Here is a 21,245-nt window from a genome sequence, read left to right on the forward strand (position 1 = left end):
TAATAACTAATAACTAATAACTAATAACTAATAACTAATAACTAATAACTAATAACTAATAACTAATAACTAATAACCACTGACCACTGACCACTGACCACTGACCACTGACTACTGACCATCGATATATTGCTTTAAAATATTCCGAATTTGTTTGAGCTGAAATCCCTTAGCAAGTTGGCGCAGCCTCGTGACAAACGGCAATAATTTTTGATCTAAACTCTCCAGCTTAGCACTCTCCTCAAAAATTTCTTCAATGTCGCCCATAGCTGCGAGTTTCAAAAGTTTTGCTACCGACTCAGAAGCCGCAGGTAACAGAGAAGAATAAGCAGGAAAATCAGATGCTGGTGACAAACTGGGAGTTTTGCGCTTTTTGTTTTCCGAAGATTCCCCGTAAATCCATTCTAGTCCCAAATGCACGCGCAACTGTGCCAAAAAGTGATTTGCTTCGATCGGCTTGGGAAGAAAAGCATCGCACCCTGCGAGGAAGCTATCTTGCTGCGTAGCCTCGAAAACGCTAGCTGACATAGCGATTAACACGACATCTTTTAATTCCGGCAACTGCCTCAGTCTCCTTGCAGTTTCTAAGCCATCCATTGCAGGCATCTCCAAGTCAATTAAAATCATATCGGGTTGAAATTCAACTGCTTTGCAGAGGCATTCTTGACCGTTTTGGGCCTCTGCAACTTCAAATCCCAAACGCCTCAGCAGCCTGCACAACAAATCGCAATTTAGTTGATTTTCCTCCGCGACTAGCACTTTCCGCTTGTTGCCGACAAAACCGACAATCCAGCGTTTTTCCCGCAAAGGAGACACATCCAAGTACCGTTTTGCTGCGGGCAATTCTAAATCCAGCCAGAAAGTGCTGCCTTTTCCCAAAGTGCTGTTGACGCCAATTTCGCTGCCCATCATTTTCGCTAATTTCTGGCTAATAGAGAGTCCGAGACCCGTACCTTCAACAAAGGTATTGCCTCCTACTTGGTGGAATGGCAAAAATATTTCTTCTAACTTGCTTCGGTCTATTCCAGTGCCGGTATCCTCGACTTGAAAGCGGATTTTTAAAGCGTGTTTAGCTGCGATATCATTGTGGGCGAAGCGTAGATAATTTTGTTTTAGTTCCGAACTCAAAATCGATAAGTCAGAATTTTCGCCTTGCCCTCGACTCCAGGCCCCTGTGCCGACATAGCCGACTTTGAAAGTCACACCGCCGCTGTTAGTAAATTTAACGGCATTGCTGAGTAAATTTATGAGAATTTGGCGCAATCTTTTTTGATCTACACGAACGCAGCTAGGCAGGGGAGATACTTGTTCGTAATTGAAGGAAATTTGTTTTTGCGATGCCCGCATCTGAAAGAGATCGGCAATATTTTTCGTGAAATTTAGAAAATTCAACTCTTCCAGGTAGAGTTCCATTTTTCTAGCTTCGATTTTGGAAAGGTCTAAAACATCATCGATTAACATCAGCAGGTGTTGACCGCACTGTTGAATATTGCTGAGACTTTCTTGCTGATCTAAGCTTAAGTCTTTGTCGGTTTTGAGGATTTGAGCGTAACCTAAAACGCCGTTTAAAGGCGTGCGAAGTTCGTGGCTCATGTTGGCGAGAAATTCGCTTTTGGCGCGGTTGGCGCTTTCTGCGGCTTCTTTGGCTTGTTGGAGGGCGGATTCTGCAAGTTTGCGATCGGCAATTTCGGTTTGTGCTTGTTCAAATAGCGTCGATTGCTGGATCGCGATCGCCAATTGGACGCACAATTGCCGGAGGGATTCTATTTCTGAGGAATCCCAGGGACGGGGGCCTCTGCAATCCTGGGCGATCAGCAGTCCCCAGAGCTGATTTTCTGCGGTCTGTTGGGTCTGGGAAATGCTTTCTCGTGCTTTTAAAATCGGCACTATTAAGTTAGCTTTTACTTCAAATCCTTCGAGAAATTTCATGTGGCATTCCGTCAAATTTTCCCGATAAATATCTTCCATAGATCTAATACAGCCTTGCTGATAAACCTCAATAAAATTTTCTTTAAAACAGCCATCAATATTGTTAAAATTTCGCAGCGAAATTCGATCTTTTGCCACGGATTCCACAACGACAAAGCCGCTCCAGTCGGGATTAAAACGGTAAATAACTGTGCGGTCTGTTTGCAAAAATTGCCGCACTTGTTCGACAGCAGTGCTGAGGACTTCTTCTAAATTGAGGGAGGAGCGAATGCGATCGAGCATGGCAACCACCAGCCGTTCTCGCCTTAATTGCAGCAGCAGCGCCATCTCAGCTTGTTTGCGTTCGGTGATGTCGGTAATTACTCCCACTAGCCCGATTAAATTGCCAGTTTCATCTTTAATGCAGTCGGCACGAAATAAAGTCGTTACCAGTTCGTTGCTTTTAGTTTTGATTTGGAGTTCGCCTTGCCAAGACTTGCCTTTACGGATCGTTTTCAACATTTCTACCAGCAATTGACTTTGGGGGTAAAGTGCCGTTGCTCCGCCTGCTGTGTTCAGTTCTTCTGCTGTGTAGCCGTACCGCTGAATAAAGGCTTGATTGTGGTAGCTCGATCGCCCTGTCAAGTCAGCAATGCCGATCGCGTCGCTGGTGCTTTCTACGGCTTGAGTAACTCGCAGCAAATCTAATTCTGCTTGTTTGCGATCGCTAATATCAGTAATAGTGCCGATATAGCCTTTAATTTCCTGCTTGTCTCCGATTTCTGCAATTGCCTGACCGATCACCCAAATTACACGACCGTCTGGACGCTGAAAGCGGTATTCTGATTTAAAAGTAATTTTCTCAATAATTGCTCGATGCCATTCATTTGTCACCCGTTCCGCATCATCGGGATGTATGGCATTCATCCAGCCATTTTCTGCTGCTAATTCTGCATTTAATCCCGTAATTTCGCTCCATTGCTGATTTACATAAAGGCAATTTCCCAAGGCGTCGGTGTGGAATATACAAACTGGCGATGATTCTGCTAAAGTTTGGTAGCGGCGCTGACTCGATCGCAGTGCTGATTCTACCTGTTTTCTATTAGTGATATCGCGGACTATAGAAATTATCTCGCCACCTGCAAGCATGGTCAGCGACATTTCTTGAGGAAAAAGAGTACCGTCTCGCCGCTGACCAGTTGCTTCTATGTTACAGTATCCTTTTTGATGGAACTCAGGCAGTATTTCTCGTTCAATTTCTTTAATATTTGCTTCTTCATAGAGGCTTTTCCAACTTTTTCCCAATAAATCGGAGAAATTTAAAAAGCCGTACATTTTGAGATAAGCCTGATTTAAATAAATATATTCTTCACTAGCGTTGAGGATGGCGATACCGTCGTAAGCAGCGGCCATTGCTACTGCTTGTTGCTGGAGTTGGGACTCGGCTTGTTTGCGATAGGTAATGTCGTGACCGACTGAGTAGATTAAACCTTCTTCACTAAATGGCGATGCCGTCCACAGCAGGCATTTGTAAGAACCGTCTTTGCAGATATAGCGGTTTTCAAAGGAGATACTGGACGTACCGGCTATTAGTTTTTCCCCTTCGGCTGCGGTGGCTTTTCGATCGTCTGGATGAACAAATTCGATCATCTGCTTGGCAAAAAGTTCGGCGTTGCTGTAGCCCAGGGCATTAGACCAAGCAGGGTTTAAACGTTTAAAATAGCCGTCGAAACCTACAATGCAAAGCAAGTCTAAGGAGATGGTAAAAAAGCGATCGCGCTCTGTTTGTGCCTGCTTTAATTCAGTGATATCCATGACTAAACCGTCCCAGAGAATATCGCCTTCGCTCCCAGATTTAATCTCATTATTGAGCCTTTCCGGTCTCGCAGCTCCTTGCAGCCACTTAACTTTTCCAGATGGCAAAGTCTGCCGCCACTGCTGCTGCCAAGGTTCCAGCGTAGCGGCTGAAATTGCGATCGAGGCTTCTAAATCTAAGAGATCGTCTGCGTTAATTCCGCTGAACATCAGTTCCGCATTTTGCTCTATTGCTTCTGCTTCTAATTCGTACAGTTGGCTGCTGCCTGAAGAGACGTAGGGAAAAGACATCTTTCCAGTTTCTGACATTCGTAATTGATAAATGATTCCCGGCAGGTTAGCTACCAGTTTTTGAAATCGAGCTTCGCTTTTTTCCAGGGCTTTTTGCTGCCGTCTGTATTCGGTAAAGTCTCTAATTGTGCCCACTATTACTTTACTGCCGTCTGCTATTTGAAAAACACTTTTTTTGGTAGAAATGATGTGTTCTTTACCGGCGGTGTCTGTGAATTTTTCTTCAGTTTCCAAGCCGATACCCGTGGTCAATACTTCTTCATCTTTTGTCCAAAAAACATCAGCTTCTGATTTTGGGAAAAAGTCATAATCTGATTTGCCGATCAGTTCTTGCCGCGATTTGCCGAGCAACTGACAAAAAGCATCATTTAATATCATCCAGCGGTGTTGCTCGTCTTTGACAAAAATTGGGTCGGGCGTAGCATTTATGGTGTGGTTTAAAAATTCTTCTGACGCTTTCAGTTTGGCTTCGTAGCGGTAGCGATCGCTCACATCCAACACTACTTCGATCACCCGGTCGATCGACCCGTCCAGGCGGCGGATGCAGCGCAGGGAAACTCGCGTGTGAACTATTTCGCCGTCTTTTTTGAGCCACCTTTTGTCTGAGATGTAACCGTCGATCGTACCTGCTAACATCTGAGACAGTTTTTCAAAATTGGCATCAAAATCCTCTGGATGAGTCAACTCCAGCCAATTCTTTTGCACGAGTTCGTAGCGCTCATAGCCCAGCAAATTGCACAGCGCATCGTTAACTTCTATCCAGTTGAAATTTTGAGGAATTTCGCGGTCAATAATTGGAGCGATGATGGCAATTCCGATCAGGGAATTTTCCACCACTGAGCGATATTTTTCTTCGCTGTTTCGCAAAGCATCTTGACTGTTCTGGCGTTCTATGGCGTAACGGAGCGATCGAATTAACAGTTCGCTGTCGATTTTTCTTTTGACTAAATAATCCTGTACGCCGACCGAAATCAACCGCAGGGCAAGCTCTTCGTCGTTTTGGGCGGTCAGAACTACGATCGGCACATTTACTCCGTACTTTTGTACCCGAGCAACCGTCTCAATTCCCCGACTGTCTGGCAGTGAAAGGTCTAATAAAATTATGTCAAAAGTTTCTTGATTCAATTGCTGCTGCGCTTCGCTGAGGCGCTCTACTTTCGTCAGGAGTATACGCTGCACGCCACCAATTTCTGACAGCAAATCTTCAATAAGCTCAGCTTCATGAGGGTTGTCTTCTACTAACAAAATTTTTAAGCAGATAGGAGGTAAAGCTAAATTAAAAACTGCCTTCATAATAGTTGTTAATTAAAAAAAACTTAAACTAACTTGGATTTCACCTTTGATTTTCGGGGCAGTTATTCAATTGCACCTACACATACATCGGCGGTTAGATTGCGGTGTGAGCGATCGCTACAAAAATTGTGTTTAAGACTTATAATTATATCACTCACTAACTAGACTGTCAACGAAAAACATTTTTTATTCTAACTTGCTATTTATACCAGTTAACAAAAAAATGCAACTTTAGGCCCGCGATCCAAACCCCGATAGTCACCAGTGATTCCCAATTCTTCAATTCTTTAATCTCAAATCTAAAATGGTATTAACTTCTACCTTATACCTTCTAACTTCTGTCTTAAAATATAGAATTTCATTCAGATTCCGCGACCTTCTAGCTTCTAGCTTCTTCTGCCGAAAGGATGTCTCAATTAAGCGAGAGTAAAGTAAAAAGTTGAACCTTGACCCGGTTTCGACTCCACCCAAATAGATCCGCCGTGACGTTCCACAATCTTTTGACAAATTGCTAAACCAATACCTGTCCCAGAATATTCTTTTTGAGTGTGCAAGCGCTGGAAAATTTGAAAGATGCGTTCTTGATGCTGCGTCGCAATCCCAATTCCATTATCCGAGACAGAAAATAACCAGTCTTTCTCCTGTTTGCAAGCAGTAATATGAACCACTGGCGGTGCATCGTGGCGATATTTAATCGCATTGCCGACTAAATTTTGGAAGAGCTGTACGAGCTGAGAAATATCCCCCATTACCGCTGGCAATTTGCTGTAGGTAACAACTGCTTGAGTGTCCCGGATCGCCCCTTGCAAGTTGGCGATTGCTTGCTCGACTGCGTAATTGCAATCAGTCATTTGAAAAGGTTTCTGACTCCTGCCAACTCGCGAATATTCGAGTAAATCGTCAATTAAATTTTGCATTCTAGTGCAGCCGTGAACGATATTGCCAATAAACTTATTAGCTTGGCTGTCGAGTTGGTCTTTGTAGCGTTTTTCTAAAAGTTGAGCATAACTGGCAATTGTTGCTAAAGGCGCTTGCAAGTCGTGAGAAGCCACATAAGCAAATTGTTCTAGTTCCGCATTTGAACGCGCCAATTCTTGGTTGGATTTTAAGAGAGCCGATTCGGCGCGCTGGCGGTTTGATATCTCTTGTTGAAGGAGCAAATTTTGCTCTTGCAAAGCTTTTTCAACGGCGCGGCGGGTGCTAATTTCTTGTTGCAGAATATGGTTTTTTTCCTGAATGGCTTTTTCAACGGCTAAGCGGCTGTTGATTTCTTCTTGAAGTAGCATATTTTGTTGTTTTAGCTGCTTTTGTAAATTCCGCAGAGTGAGGTGACTTTCGATGCGGGCGAGCACTTCTTCAAACTGAAATGGCTTGCTGATGTAGTCAACGGCTCCAACAGCAAATGCGTTTACTTTGTCGAATACTTCATCTTTAGCGCTAATAAAAATTACCGGAATTTCGCGAGTTTTCGCTTCGGATTTCAGGTGCTGACAGACTTCGTAGCCGTTCATTTCCGGCATCATTATGTCGAGCAAAATCAAATCCGGCGGATTAGAATTGCAGGCTCTCAGAGCCATTTTTCCGTTAATCACGCAGCGGGGCGCGTACCCCCGATGAGTAAGCATCGTAGACAACAGGCGCAGGTTTTCTGGCGTATCGTCTACTACTAAAATGTTGCCTAATGCCGTCTCTGGTTGGTGATTGTTCATTAATTATTTTCCAGTTTTCACAAAAGATGTTTGCAGCTATTTTATTTAGAAATTACGAAAAAAACCAGGTTTCTAGTAGGAATATTGGGGAAAAGAAACGAATAATCCGCTCAGAAACCTGGTTTTTAACAGTTTGGCGCGTCGGGCACTGTTATTGTTTGTTTACCAATCCTCAAATCCCTAGCTGCAGAGTCATAGCATTATTGTTCCAAGTCAATCTTTTATCTAAAACCTTAAATCCAGCTACTTTGCACATAGATTCTAAAGCAGAACCTGTCGGCAGCCACCACCACGGCCCAAAGTCGTTGATGTCAAAAACTGCTTTCTGAATTACTCCGAAAATTGGTGCGCCGTGGGTGTGCTGCTGCCAGTAAGCAGTTAAGATAGCTCGTTCTGCTTCGCCTAAAGCGGGAATGAATATTACTCCAGAAGCTGGAATTTCGTAGCGTCCCCGCTCGTTTTCTATAACCTCTTGAGTAATAGCTGAAGTTAAGATTAAATAATCCCCAGTTATTTGACGCAAGCTAATTAAAATTTGCAAAGGGTGGGGGTGATGGTACAAAACTCCTGCACAGTGGACGACATCGTAAGGCTCGCCAATTTCTGCAAGCTGAATCTGAGTTATATCTCGACTGATACAATTATAATTAGCAATATTTAAACTTGCCATGCGTCCGCGAAAATCTTGCCAAAGTTGTGCGGATGGGGGTATAGCATCAATCATTGTCAGAGAAACTGCACCGTATTTGCTAGCTACAGAAACTTTTTCGTTGACAGTTCCCCACAAGCCGCCGACTTCTGCAAAAGTCTTGCCTTTGACGACTCGGGCAATGTAGCGATCGCGAATATCGTGAGTCTCTAACTCTAATAATAGACTGGATTCCCCTGTTTGACGCTGTTTTTCTAAAATCCCCTCTAATTTTTGGGAGATTTCGGGATCTTTTGGTCTAATTTCTAATGCCATCAAGTACAACATTATGGCTGCGTCAAGCCGATCGCGCTCGGCAAACTTTTGGGCGATTTCGCAGTAAAATTCAGGAGCGTGCAGCGGCTGCAATTCGTGGTGATAGTAGCTGGTTGCTGCGTCTAAATCTGCCGGAGTTTTTTTGATGAGAGCCTCGCCTAACTTGCTGTAAATTTTCGGGAGATCGGGCTCGATTTGCAGCGCGCAAAGATAAGCGGAAACAGCCTCATTCCACTCGTGCATCTCAGTCAAAGCATCGCCTAAATTGTAATAAGACCAAGAAAGATTTGGGTTGAGTTCAATAGCGCGCTTGTAGGCGACAGCGGCTGCTTTCCACTGCTGGGTTTTTAACAGTGCTTCTCCTAAATTGTGGTAAGTCCAAGAAAAGGTTGGATTGAGTTCGATCGCCCGCTGGTATGCGCTGGTTGCTGCCAACCAATTTTCGAGTTTAACTAAAGTTAAAGCTAAATTATAATGAGACCAAAAGAAGTCTGAATCGAGTGCGATCGCCCTTTGATATGCAGCCTCAGCTTCCGACCATTCTTGTAGTTGAAAAAAAGCATCTCCCAATTTATGAAAAGAGCCGGAACAATTAGGGTCTAAGTCAATAGCTCGCTGGTAAGCAGCGGCGGATTCCGACCATTTTGCTAATTTGCCGCAAGCTTCCCCGATGCTGTAGTAAGACCAAGAAAAATCCGGGTTAATTTCAACAGCCGTGCGGTAGGCAACGACGGCTTCTTGCCATTTTTCTAACTCGATCAGCACACTACCTAAATTGTAGTAAGACCAAAAAGAATTGGGATTTAACTCAATACTTTCCCGGTAGGCAGCCTCCGCTTCGCGCCAGAGTTCCTTGGCTTGCAAAACATTGCCTAATTTGTAATGAAACTCCGAAATATCCGGCTGGAGTTGAATAGCTTTGCGGTAGTGAACAATAGCTTCGTCCCACTGTTTCAGATTGCTAGCAGCTTCGGCTAATTGGCAGTAAGCTTCGCAAAAACTAGAGTTTAAATAAATGGTGCGGTGGTAACAAATTAGCGCTTTTTCTGGCTTGTTTTGCGCCAATAAAGTATTACCTAAATCGAGGTATTCTTCGGCTATTTCTATCGGTTCCACCATGAGTGCTTGATACCAACAGTCTGCCGCTTCCTCAGCTTGACCGACTTGGGTAAATATCCGGCTCAAATTTCGGTAAAATCCTGCAAAATCCGGTTGCAGGGAGATAGCTTTTTGGTAACAGGCGATCGCCTCTTGCCACTGTTGCAATGTAGCGCAGAGAGTGCCGAGGTTAGCAAAAGCTTCGGCAAAATCTGGTTGCAGGGCGATCGCAACTTTATACCAATACCTTGCGTCTTCTAGCTTACCCTGAGCTTGCAGCGCCTTCCCCAGGGTCTTGCAAGTCTCGGCAGAATTGGGGTGGGATGCCAAAACTTTTTGGCAAAGTGCGATCGCCTCATCCAACTTCCCTAAAGCTAAATATATTTCTGCCTGTTGTTGATAATCAACCGCTGCTGTTTCTGAATTCACTTCTTGCGTTCCTGTTGAGTAATAATTCCATGTATGATTGTATGGTACAACTTGTCAAAGTTCAAATTCAAGTAAGTACATCTGCCGAACGGCAAATAGTGCTAAATGTCAGCGACATTAATATAAACTAGACAGTAATAGGTTAACAGCGAGCTCAATAATGTCAACAGTCAATCGAACACCGCTAATCAGCGTAATTATACCTGCATATAATGGCGATCGCTACATCGTGCAAGCCGTAGAAAGCGTGCTAGGTCAAACTTTTACTAATTTGGAAATTATCGTTGTAAACGACGGTTCTAAAGATGAGACGCATCAAGTATTGCAGCCTTATATTGACAGAATTCGCTACTTTTATCAGGAAAATCAAGGAGTAGCAGCCGCCCGCAACCGAGGAATTCAGGAAGCCAAAGGCGAATTAATCGCTTTTTTAGATCAAGATGACTTCTTTTTTCCCGATAACTTAGCAGCAAAAATAGCATTATTTCGCTCATCACCTTCATTAGGAATTGTGAATAGTGGCTGGCGTTTAGTTAACGAGCAAGGCGACGCTATTTCCGATATAACACCTTGGCTGTATTTCCCCAAATTAGACTTAGAAACCTGGATAGTACAAATGCCCGTACTTCCCAGCGCCATGATGTTTTCGCGCCAGTGGCTAGAACTTGCAGGCGGGTTTAATTCAGACTTTGATTCAGTAGACGATTCAGATTTAGTGCTACGTTTAGCAGTGTTGGGTTGCGAAGCAGCTTGGCTGCCTCAAGTGACAGTATCCTACCGCCAGCACGACCAAAATGTATCAATAAAAAAAGCCATAAAACAAGCAAATCTTTTTATTACCTTAAAACAGAAATTTTTCCAGCTTCCCGATTTGCCGCAGCACATCCGCGAGTTAGAAAATCCGGCTTTCTACGAAGCATTGACGTGGATGGCCTGGCAACTGTACTATAGTAGCTATCCAGTAGAAGCGGTTGATTTTTTCCAAAAATCTCTCCGCTACAGTCCAGATTCGGCAAAACAAACAGTCACAGATTGGCTGAAACGTCTGACTGCTATTTCTCAAGTTTACGGATTTACAAGTGATTTTAAACTATTAAGAAACCTATCACAATGGAAACAGTTAATGGCTAGCATACTTCCCTCAAAAACACCGCGAGTCAGCGTCATTATCCCAGCGTACAACTGCGAGCGCTACATTAGTAGAGCCGTAGAAAGCGCTGTCAATCAAACGTACCAAGACTGGGAAATTATTGTCATAGACGACGGTTCTACAGACAGCACGAGCCGAGTCTTAGATGCTTACCGCGATGTAATTCAGTACGTCTATCAGGAAAATCAAGGAGCAGCAATTGCTCGGAATCGGGCTTGCGAACTGGCCAAAGGCGAATTTTTAGCTTTTCTGGATGCCGACGACTTTTTTCTGCCAGAAAAACTCGCCAAACAAATTGCTTGTTTTGAAGCTGACCCCTCTTTAGGGATGGTACAAAACGGCTGGTTGATGGTCGATGAAACAGGAAAAGATATCTGCGCGGCGATGCCTTGGGAAGCCGCCCCCAACTTAGATTTAGAAACCTTTGTGGTCTACAAAAATGTGCGTCCCAGCGCGATGATGCTGCGGCGCGAGTGGTGGGAGCGTCTGGGCGGTTTTGACCATCGCTTTCCGCCAACAGAAGATTTAGATTTTGCTTTGCGCTTGGGTTTAAAAGGCTGCAAATGTGTTTGGTTGAAAGAGATATTAACCTGCTACCGGCAGCACGATAAAAATCTCATGTCGGGCGGGCCAAAAGTGATGACAAGTATGGAAACAGTGATGGAGCAATTCTTCTCCAGACCGGACTTGCCAGATCGCATACGCAAATTAAAAAAGGCAGAACGTTACAAGTGTCTAGTGTGGATAGCGTGGCGGATGTACCGCGACGGATATTTAGCAGAGATGGTCGAATGTCTGCAAAAATCTCTGTACTATACTCCTTTTACTGGCACAGAAACTGTTTTTAAATGGTTGGAAAATTTTAGAGTTGCTTCCGAAGAATACGGCAGCAACTTTGATGCTTATGCCTTAACTAATTTACCAGAATGGCAAGACATAGTAGTGGAGGCTGCCAACAAGACTTATCAATTTAAATCAGCGCCTAGTTCAATTTACCGCAAGCTTGCAGGGCACGTACTTTTGTACGCAGAAGACCACGGAATCGGCGGTTTAGCGCAATTCAACCACTCGCTGCTTTGTAAATTAGCAGCCGACGGCTACCGAGTTACTAGCGTGCAAACTAAAACTTCTAATCCTTTAATTACCGAACAGCAGCAGCTAGGTATAGAGCATATTTGGCTGGAGTTCGACACGATGAAAGAGTTTTTGCGTATTGCTTACAATTGTACGGATGCTGAAAGAATTTACGCGCAAGCTAAACCGGATTTAATTATATTTAGCGACGGCTGGCCGATGGCAAACTTTGCTGCGAAACAAGTTGCTATCAAACAGAACATACCTTACGTAATTACTCTCGGTTATATCGATCGCACTTATCGAACTTTCAACCGCGGCGATCAGATTCCCTATTTCGATGCCGTGTCCTATCAGTACGATTTAGCCAAAGCAGTCATAGCTGTTTCCCACGAGAATCTCAACTTGTTCAAGAGTCTGTTTAAAGTGCCTCTGGAACGGGGAAAAGTCATCTATTACGGCAGACCGAACAGTTATTTTGAACCGCCCAACCTTTCAACCCGTCAACGCCTGCGTCTAGAACAAGGAATCCCCGAAGATGCTGTCGTTTGTTTCACGGCGGCGAGATTGACTCCAATTAAAGGATATCAGTATCAATTGCAGGCGATCGCCCAACTGAAAAATCGTCCAATTTGGTCGCAGCTATACTTTGTTTGGGCCGGCCCCGGTTCTACCACTCACGATAATATGGAACCAGAATTGAGAGCAACTGTTAGCGAATTAGGAGTCACCGAACAGGTTAAATTCTTAGGTCAGCGGTGGGATATTGCCGATTGGTTAGACGCCAGCGACATCTTTATTTTATCTTCCGAAGCAGAGGGAATGCCGCTAGCAGTAATGGAAGCAATGGCGAAAGAATTGCCCGTAATTGCTACAGCAGTCAGTGGCATTCCCGAAGAGTTGGGAGACACGGGAAAGTTAATCGCCGATCCCAAAAATGACCCGAAACAGACAGCGCGAGAGTTAGCTCAAACGGTAGAACTATGGGCCGAAAATCCCGAATTGCGGAGGCTTGCAGGACAAGCTTGCAAACTGCGGGCCGAAGAACTGTTCAAGGAAGAACGGATGCTTTTGGAATACGCAGAAGTGATTCAACAAGTCTTATCTGCTAGCAGCAATAGAGAAAAATTCTCGATCGCCCCCAAAGTCCAAAAGCAGATCCAGCAAGTTGACAGTATGCTCTACTACTATTACCTAGTATGGCAGGCATGGCAAGCTTTCGATCGCGGGGATGTATCTGGGATGGTTGAGAATTTGCATTCATCTTGGAAATGCACGCCACTGTTGACAACCGAAACTATTTTGAGCTGGATCACAAATTTTGTGATGTTATCTTCAGAAAAGGGCGTTAAACTTGATACTTACTCACTAACTCATTCAGAAGCGTGGCAACAATTGATAGAATCCATACAGGGTTTGGAAGCTGCATTTTCTGTTCGTTAGAACTGGCTGCGATCCCCTTACTAAAAAACTGTTTTTAGTAAGGACTTTAGTCCTTATTGGCTCAAGTAAGGTGCGTAGTGCACACCCTGCAAACAAGTGATTAATTCCTGTTTCTCAATTAGCCAGCAAATACAATATGCAATTCACCTTCAAGTTCCAACCTATTAATAAGCTGCTGCCAATTTGCTTAGCTGTGCTAACTGTCCTGTTAATCGCGTATTTTGGGCAGCAACCAACTATTGCCCAAATGCGATCGAACGTCACAGTCGATTTTGGACAGCCAGCCACCGGTATAACGTCCATGAGCGGCATCTTGCACGGCATCGACCCCAGCAAGCCCCCAGACAACTTAATCAAACCCTTACAGCCGAAGCTGTGGCGGGCGGGAAGACTCGATGTTTACGATCGAGTAATCGCCAGCGGAGCCGAATTTCAACTATTAGTTAGCGACCTCTGGGGCTACGGTAGCAACCCCAAAGGCTGGCCCTATCAAAATTACCCCGCGTGGGAAGCATTCATCCGACAGTTAGCCCAGCAAAATAAAGGCAAGAAAATTATTTGGGATATCTGGAACGAACCCGACTTAAAAAATCCGTTTTGGAAGGGAAGCAGAGAACAATTCTTTGAAACTTACAAAAGGGCTTACAAAATCTTGCGGGAAGAATTGGGGCCGTCAGCGGTGATTGGCGGGCCGAGTATCAGCACTTACAACAAAGAATACCTCGCCTCCTTTTTGGATTACTGTAAAGCGAACAAACTAGAAGTAAATTTCTTAGCTTGGCACGAACTCAACGATACCATAATTTTATTTGTTGACGACCACGTGATCGATGCCAAGCGCAATTTTCAGCAAAGTCCCTCTTACAAGGAACTGAAATTGCAAAAAATTTACGTCAACGAGATTGTCGGGGAATTAGCTCAATATCAGCCGGGGGAAATTTTAGGTTATTTGTATAACTTAGAGTATGCAAAAGCTGATGGTGCTTGTAGGGCTTGTTGGGATACAACCGGAGTTCAAAAAGTTAGCAATTGCTTCAACAATACGCTGACTGGGATGGTCACGCCTAATACTTTTGAGCCGAGAGCAGCTTGGTGGACTTACAAAGCTTATGCTGACGGAGTTAATTCGCGGGTGCTGAGTCGCTCAGATAACGATCGCCTTGTCGCTTTAGCCAGCAAGTCAAATCCTGAAGGTAAAGCACAGATACTTTTAGGTTATTTCGACCGCAATTATTCCTCAGCAACAACGGTGACATTAAACCTCGGAAATTTGGAGCAGCTAGGTCTTCAAAGGGGTCAGAAAATCACTCTAAAATTAGAAAAAATTCCCAACAATCAAGAAGGAGCGGTGCAGAAGCTTGTCACGGTTAAAGAAGAAAACTTTTCGGTTGGTAGCGGCAGCTTGGCTTATGTTATCCCTAATTTCAACGTCCACGAAGGCTACTTATTGACGGTTAGCAAGTGATATAGTTTCTGGTTGCACCGGAATTATATAGAGGACACGGCAGTGCCGTGTCCCTACCGCGATTAATTGTAGGGACACGGCACTGCCGTGTCCTTACAAATATATAGCCGTGTTATTACAAATATATAGAATTTAGCTGGGATTTTTCAAAGATTTTTGCACGGCTTCCAACCATTCTCTGACTGTTTGATTTTCTGATTTTGGATCGTAGTAACACCCTAATTCATCGAGGATGAATGCTTCTAAATCGGCTGGGGCGATCGGCATTTTTAGCAGTTTGTCGAGTTCTTGCGATGCAGCTTCAACACTTGCGGGCGATTCGCTATTGCGGTAATCTTCAACTACATCACTGGGACTGTTAGCTTCTAGCGGCCAGTCTTGGTGAAAGTAGGAACTGAAAAATTGGGTTAAATGAGGAAATTGATTTATCATTCGGGATAGGCTGTGAGAATAAAGTATCCGGGAGGTAATTTGGCGCTGCGCTGGAGGACGATTTTCAGGCGAGATGCTGAACTTGCTTTGGATGCGCGGCGACGCATAGTAATGCCAATTATTCTGTTGGCGTTGTAGTCGATCGTATAACGATTACCTCGACTTTTCACCCAGGAGTCGATCGCCTTTTGATTTCTGTTCATTGCTTCCCCAATAGCCGCTTCGGCGACGGAACGGTCAGTAAAGGAAGATGCGGCAGAAATTCTCGTTTCGCTTGCGAGTCGCTGTGCTAGTTGTGCTTCTGTTTTGCCAACGTGTCTCTCTAAAGTGTGTCCTCCTGCTGCTTCGTGAAAGTCTAATCCGCCGCCCGGTATGTTGGGTACAAAAGCTACGGTGGTTTGTGGTATTGTTGAGCCTTCCGGTGCAACAACCGTGGCGTAAACACCAGGTATTGCCGATTGGAATAATATAATTATTGAGGCGATCGCACACAGGACACCTAAAAACTTTTTTAGGCGATCGAGTTGATTTTTCATTGCTGTTGAATTTCTTTCTTATATTTAGTATAGGTGTTTGCTGTTTTTTTGTCTATTTCCTAATTTACAATTAGTAATACCAATTCTCGCCTCCAGAAAGCAACAATAATGAGTGTGGGTTTGTTTACCCTCACCTGAGTGTAGGGTGCGTCGCTCAAAAATTGTGGATATTCTTTAAGATTTACGGGTGGCGACGCACCCTACAAATACTGTTGCATGAGTTTTGAGAATTAGTATAAGTTATAAATTACGCGCAGCATTTAAATATACGGTACGCACCCCACACCCTACAATTATTGAGAATAGGGCATGATTTTTGTTGTGGTTTACAAAGCTTCACTCAATATGAGAAAATGTTAATAATTCTTTGAAAAAATTACTGATGATTAATGATAAATTAATTGATTATCATTAAAAATGTGAAAAAATGCAAGTAGTTATCCTAGCCGGCGGTCTCGGTACTCGTCTCAGAGAAGAAACAGAATTTCGTCCCAAACCCTTAGTTGATGTGGGGGGGTATCCGATTCTTTGGCACATCATGAAGACCTATGCCCATTACGGTTTCCAAAACTTTATTGTTTGCTTGGGCTATCGCGGCAACATGATTAAAGAATATTTCCTCAATTATGAAGCCATGAACAATGACTTTACTATCTGCTTAGGCCGCAACAATACCATCACTTATCACGAGGAACATCGCGAACAAGATTTTAATGTTACCCTGGCTGAAACTGGCGCGGCAAGCCTGACGGGAGGGCGGGTAAAACGGATCGAAAAATATATCGATCGCGATAATTTCATGGTGACATACGGCGATGGAGTTGCTGATGTCGATATTGAGGCACTTGTGGATTTCCACAAGTCTCACGGTAAGCTGGCAACTGTCACTACATTTCGCCCGATTTCTCGCTTTGGAATTTTGGATGTAGACAGCGACAGCCGCGTAGTAGAATTTTCTGAGAAACCTCAAATAGACGGCTGGATTAGTGTTGGATATATGATATTTAACCGCCGGGTATTTGAGTATTTGGGGGGAGATGATTGTATTTTAGAACAGGAGCCGATGCAGCGTTTGGCCGCAGAGGGAGAGTTGATGGCTTACCGTCATGAGGGCTTCTTCTTTGCGATGGATACTTATCGAGAATACAAGTATTTAAACGAGCTTTGGGATGAAGGGAAGGCTCCTTGGAAAGTGTGGGAATAAGTTAATTGTTGCATTCTTAACAAGCCTTTTATGAACGGGCAAGATGCCCGTTCCACAATAAATAGAATTTATTTGTTGTGGAACAGGCAAGATGCCTGTTCCACAATAGATATAATTTATTTGTTTGTTTGTTGTGGAACGGGCATCTTGCCCGTTCTTGATAAGGGTGCACAATGTGAGGAAATAAGTAGGGACACGGCACTGCCGTGTCCCTACCTCTGCTATAAAATAATTATAAAAAATGGATTCCCAAGAGATTCTCAACAGCACAGAAACTTACCTACAAAAGTGCGTTGCACCCCACGCGGATATTATCGACAGCGACTCGGAAGCGCTGAAAACAGCAGTTACTGGATTGGAAGATCGATCGCTCTTAGCATTGCGAGTTCCCCAAAAATGGGGCGGCGCCGAAATTGCACCGGAGATTTTTTACCAATATCAGGAATTGACGGCTCGATATTCCGGCGCTTTATCTTTCCTGCAAACTCAGCACCACAGCGCAACTGCCATGCTTGCCAACAGCGACAATGAAATGCTAAAAAGCAGATACTTGCCCGCGATCGCCCAAAAAGAGTTACGCTTGGGTATTGGGTTTTCGCATTTGAGGCGATCGGGCAATCCTGCCGTCACCGCAACTCCCGCAAAAGATGGCTATTTACTGTCAGGAAAAGTTTCTTGGGTAACAGGTTTTGGCTTGTTTCAAAAGTTTATTGTAGCTGCGGTACTTCCTGACGATCGCGCTGTTTTCGGTTTGCTACCTTTTGTCAAAATTGAAGGCGAATATGGTAAAATAACATTCAGCGAAATCATGCAGTTAATCGCCATGAACTCGACTAATACTGTGACAGCAACTCTCGATAATTGGTTGCTGCGCGAATCGGAAATAATTTCAGTTAAACCTGTCGGCTGGATTGCGGAAAACGACAGCAAAAATATACTGAATTTTCTTCCCGGTACTTTTGGCTGTATTCAAGCGGGATTGGATGTAATTGTAGCAACCGCGAAAGCTAAAAATTCACCTTTGATAGCGGAGGCTTGCCAAAAATTAGAGCAAAAGCTCGATTGGCTAAAACAGAATTTGCAACAATCTCAACATAGCTCGAAAGCAGAACAATTAGCACTGCGAGCTCAAGCCATTGATTTAGCGGTGCGCTGCGGACACGCTGCGGTTGCAGTTTCTGGCGGTGCTGCTAACGGTACGGTGCACCCGGCCGGGAGAGTTTATCGAGAAGCTTTGGTGTATACTGTTTCCGGGCAAACAAAGGATGTGATGGCAGCAACGCTCGATCGACTAATCGAATTTTAGATTTTAGATTTTAGATTTTAGATTGAGAGCGCAGACGGTCAATCGATTTTAGATTTTAGATTTTAGATTTTAGAATTGAAGAAACTGTGTTTAATAAATAATAGATATATTTTACCTGATGACAAACCAATTAAACTCAAACAATCTAAAAACGATCGCCTACAGCGAAATTATAGACTTAACCCATGCAATTCACCCCAATATTCCCATCTGGCCGGGCGATCCGGCGACAGAATTTGAAACAGTATCTCAAATAGAAAAACACGGCTATTTCCTGCGAAAATTCTCAATGGGAGAACACAGCGGCACTCACATCAACGCACCCAACAGCTTTTATGCAGGAGGCGCCAGCATTGATAGTTATTCGCCGCAGTCGCTAGTTTCCCCTGCAATTGCGATCGACATCCGCGAGCAAAGTATTGCCAATCCCGACTACACTTTAACAATTGATGATATATTGGCTTGGGAACGGCAGCACAAACTTATAGAACCGGGAAATCTAGTTTTATTGTATACTGGCTGGCAAGAAAAATGGGATGACGAGGAAGCATTTTTTAACCGAGACGATCGCGGAATTTGCCACTTTCCCGGATTTGGCAAAGCAGCAACTCAATTTTTGCTAGAAGAACGCTCGATCGCCGGAATTGGAACCGACACTCACGGAGTTGATACCGGGCGAGATGAAAGCTTTGCCGTTAACAAACTGGTATTGGAAAAGCAGCGAATAGTGCTGGAAAATCTGGCAAATCTCGACTTGTTACCTGCCGCTGACATCACTTTAGTTATCGGAATATTGCGTCTTTTAGGAGGTTCCGGCTCGCCTGTGTCGGTGTTAGCTTTTGTTGCTTGATGGGGTAAAACTTACATCTTGCACCATGATCGAGAACAGGCAAGATGCCTGTTCCACAAAGAGTGAATTTTATTGTGGAACAGGCATCTTGCCTGTTCCTAAATAGGTAATTGAAAATGGTGCAATATCTCAGGTAAAATTGGATTGAGAAAAGTCGAGCCAAAACAATAAGATTAATGACAGAACTGCCCAAGGATCTCAACGAGGCGATCGCCCAATCCAGGATTGCAACCGCCGCCGCCCTCTCGGACGGCCAAACTCTACTGCAAGTCGAATTAATATTTCCAGAAATCGCCCTGCAAGCACAGTCTATCACCCAACAATTCCTCCCAGAATTTGAGGAAATTTACCCCGGAGTAAAAGTCTTTTTTCCCGACACCGGTGCTGCCGCCCTCGCGCGCCGCGACTGGGGAGAAACACCGTTTAAAGTCACTGATTTGGGCAGCAGTCGCACCCCTGTTGAAGAGAAAATAGCACCGGAAGATGAACTGTTCCTGCTAGTGAACCCGGCGGCTGTAGAAGTGGCCCAAGTCGAAAAACTTTACATAGCTGCGGCGGGTCGCCCAGTAATTCTACTCAACCCGCGCCTCGAAGATGTTGCCACCATAGGTATAGGCTATGCGGCCCGCCAACTGCGCGATCGATTCCTCAGCAAAATCGAATCCTGCTACTACATCAGACCCCTAGACAGTGCGGCCCTATTCCGCTGCTACCCCCAATCCTGGCAAGTCTGGGTGGAAACAAACGACGAATACGAACTAATTTCTGAAACCGCCCAAAAACCTGTCGGAGACGATTTAGAGCGGATTTTAGCCGCTTCTCTCCCAAGCGCCGATCCTGACTCCACCACACCTGCAAAACCGCTAAAAAAGAAAGGTTTTTTGGCAGAACTCCAGACATTCCTCAAAGCTTTGACTCAGTAACAGCAGTTGCCAAAGCACAATTGACAAGAAATTGTCGGGGCGGGTTAAGGGCAGGATCTGTACTAGAAGCAAGTCGATCGTTGCAAAACCCGCCCTTTCCCACGTGATATTTATTTTTACCCGCTTACCGATCGGTAGCTACGGAAACAGATACTGGTGAGCTTTCCCAAATTTTGATACAAAGCAGTATAATGGGTGACACCCCTCCTCCGCAAAACAGGGGAGGAAAATAGCAGCAAAATCAGATGCTATAAGCTAAAAATTTGGCTTTTGAGTCAGGAAAGCGCATAAGCACAATGGAGCATCGGCGCATTGTTATCGGCGACGTACACGGGCATTACGACGGTTTAATGACCCTGCTAGAGGCACTGGCCCCCAGCTCGGACGATCGCGTCTATTTTTTGGGAGACTTAATCGATCGCGGCCCCAAAAGCGCTCAGGTATTAGATTTTGTCCAGCACAGCCCCTACCAAACTCTGCTGGGCAACCACGAACAACTGATGCTGGAGGCGTTGTCGGGGGTGCCGATGGATATGCGAGCGTGGCAATGTTGGCTGTACAGCGGCGGCGATGCGACAGTAGCGAGCTACAGAGATACAGGGATGATGCCGTACAAACACTTAGAGTGGCTGCGATCGCTCCCCACGCACTTGGACTTAGGGGACATCTGGCTGGTTCACGCCGGCGTTGACCCCCATCTGTCGATCGATGAACAGTCGATCGAACAATTCTGCTGGATTCGCAAAGAATTTCACACCATATCGAAACCCTATTTTGCCAATAAATTAATTATCACGGGTCACACGATCACTTTTACCTTTGAAGGCGTCAGGCCAGGCGAATTAGTCAGGGGTGAAGGGTGGTTGGATATTGACACGGGTGCTTATCATCCCAAAAGCGGCTGGCTGACAGGATTTGACCTCAGCTACCGCAGAGTTTATCAAGTAAATGTATTTAACAATCAAGTCCGAATTTTGCCGTTTGACGAAGTTGTCAGACAATTGAAGCCGCTGCAGATTGCACCCCCGGAACCTGAGATGAGCGAGGAAGCGCTTTCAAAAGCTTGACAATCTCTTCCTCAAACCACTTCCCCGCGAGGGGATTGAAACTCACAGCACACGAATTCATCAATGCAGCCCTGGTAGTCCTACACAGTCAATCGATTTTAGATTTTAGATTTTAGATTTTAGATTGACCCCACGGATAAATGCGGGGGCTTGAGGATTTTCGATTTGAGATTTTGGATTGATTCCACGGATAAATCACGTGGCGGGTACCACCTTTGAAATTCGTGGTCAGGACAATCAGTGATAATTTTAATTCACGACTTACGCATCGGGGCCGGTGAAACCGGG

The 21,245-nt window shown here is 44.6% G+C and carries 12 protein-coding genes; 7 read left to right on the forward strand and 5 right to left on the reverse strand.

The features are described 5' to 3' along the window. Positions 1–111: 111 nt before the first annotated feature. From QUA56_RS27450 to QUA56_RS27460, 3 genes are all read right to left on the reverse strand, one after another. A complete protein-coding gene (locus QUA56_RS27450) occupies positions 112–5,307 on the reverse strand; it encodes a PAS domain S-box protein (RefSeq protein ID WP_333364362.1) in 5,196 nt (1,731 codons plus the stop codon). Between the two features lie 416 nt (positions 5,308–5,723). After that, the gene (locus tag QUA56_RS27455; protein ID WP_333364365.1) at positions 5,724–7,016 is read right to left on the reverse strand and encodes an ATP-binding protein; all 1,293 of its coding nucleotides are present in this window, start codon (positions 7,014–7,016) and stop codon (positions 5,724–5,726) included. A 172-nt stretch (positions 7,017–7,188) separates the two neighbouring features. After that, entirely contained in the window at positions 7,189–9,507 is a 2,319-nt protein-coding gene (locus QUA56_RS27460; RefSeq protein WP_333364368.1) for a tetratricopeptide repeat protein, read from the reverse strand. Positions 9,508–9,667: 160 nt separating this feature from the next. Between QUA56_RS27460 and QUA56_RS27465 the strand changes: the two genes are divergently transcribed. Both QUA56_RS27465 and QUA56_RS27470 read left to right on the forward strand, forming a co-directional pair. After that, the gene (locus tag QUA56_RS27465; protein ID WP_333364371.1) at positions 9,668–13,174 is read left to right on the forward strand and encodes a glycosyltransferase; all 3,507 of its coding nucleotides are present in this window, start codon (positions 9,668–9,670) and stop codon (positions 13,172–13,174) included. Positions 13,175–13,310: 136 nt separating this feature from the next. Further along, complete coding sequence (locus QUA56_RS27470; protein ID WP_333364375.1) at positions 13,311–14,639, forward strand: GH39 family glycosyl hydrolase; 1,329 nt, start codon at positions 13,311–13,313, stop codon at positions 14,637–14,639. A 132-nt stretch (positions 14,640–14,771) separates the two neighbouring features. Here the strand turns inward: QUA56_RS27470 and QUA56_RS27475 are convergent, their stop codons facing one another. Both QUA56_RS27475 and QUA56_RS27480 read right to left on the reverse strand, forming a co-directional pair. Beyond that, positions 14,772–15,071, reverse strand: coding sequence for a contact-dependent growth inhibition system immunity protein (locus tag QUA56_RS27475; RefSeq protein ID WP_333364378.1), 300 nt, complete (start codon positions 15,069–15,071; stop codon positions 14,772–14,774). Continuing rightward, positions 15,068–15,607 carry an RNase A-like domain-containing protein gene (locus tag QUA56_RS27480; RefSeq protein WP_333364381.1) on the reverse strand — a complete coding sequence of 180 codons (540 nt, stop codon included), beginning with the start codon at positions 15,605–15,607 and terminating at the stop codon, positions 15,068–15,070. Before QUA56_RS27480 ends, QUA56_RS27475 begins: the two co-directional genes overlap by 4 nt. Positions 15,608–16,034: 427 nt before the next feature. Here QUA56_RS27480 and rfbF point away from each other — a divergent pair, with 427 nt between their 5' ends. The 5 genes from rfbF to QUA56_RS27505 all read left to right on the forward strand — a co-directional run bounded on the left by rfbF (position 16,035) and on the right by QUA56_RS27505 (position 20,957). Continuing rightward, on the forward strand, positions 16,035–16,811 hold the full coding sequence (gene rfbF / locus QUA56_RS27485) for a glucose-1-phosphate cytidylyltransferase (RefSeq protein ID WP_333364385.1): 777 nt from the start codon (positions 16,035–16,037) through the stop codon (positions 16,809–16,811). A gap of 241 nt (positions 16,812–17,052) precedes the next feature. Beyond that, entirely contained in the window at positions 17,053–18,117 is a 1,065-nt protein-coding gene (locus tag QUA56_RS27490; protein ID WP_333364388.1) for an acyl-CoA dehydrogenase family protein, read from the forward strand. 118 nt (positions 18,118–18,235) lie between these two features. Further along, a complete protein-coding gene (locus QUA56_RS27495; RefSeq protein WP_333364390.1) occupies positions 18,236–18,967 on the forward strand; it encodes a cyclase family protein in 732 nt (243 codons plus the stop codon). A 176-nt stretch (positions 18,968–19,143) separates the two neighbouring features. Further along, the gene (locus tag QUA56_RS27500) at positions 19,144–19,890 is read left to right on the forward strand and encodes a DUF1995 family protein (RefSeq protein WP_333364393.1); all 747 of its coding nucleotides are present in this window, start codon (positions 19,144–19,146) and stop codon (positions 19,888–19,890) included. A gap of 296 nt (positions 19,891–20,186) precedes the next feature. Then, the gene (locus QUA56_RS27505) at positions 20,187–20,957 is read left to right on the forward strand and encodes a metallophosphoesterase family protein (protein ID WP_333364395.1); all 771 of its coding nucleotides are present in this window, start codon (positions 20,187–20,189) and stop codon (positions 20,955–20,957) included. Positions 20,958–21,245: the final 288 nt, after the last annotated feature.

The organism is Microcoleus sp. N3A4 (assembly GCF_036701805.1).
GTDB lineage: Bacteria > Cyanobacteriota > Cyanobacteriia > Cyanobacteriales > Microcoleaceae > Microcoleus.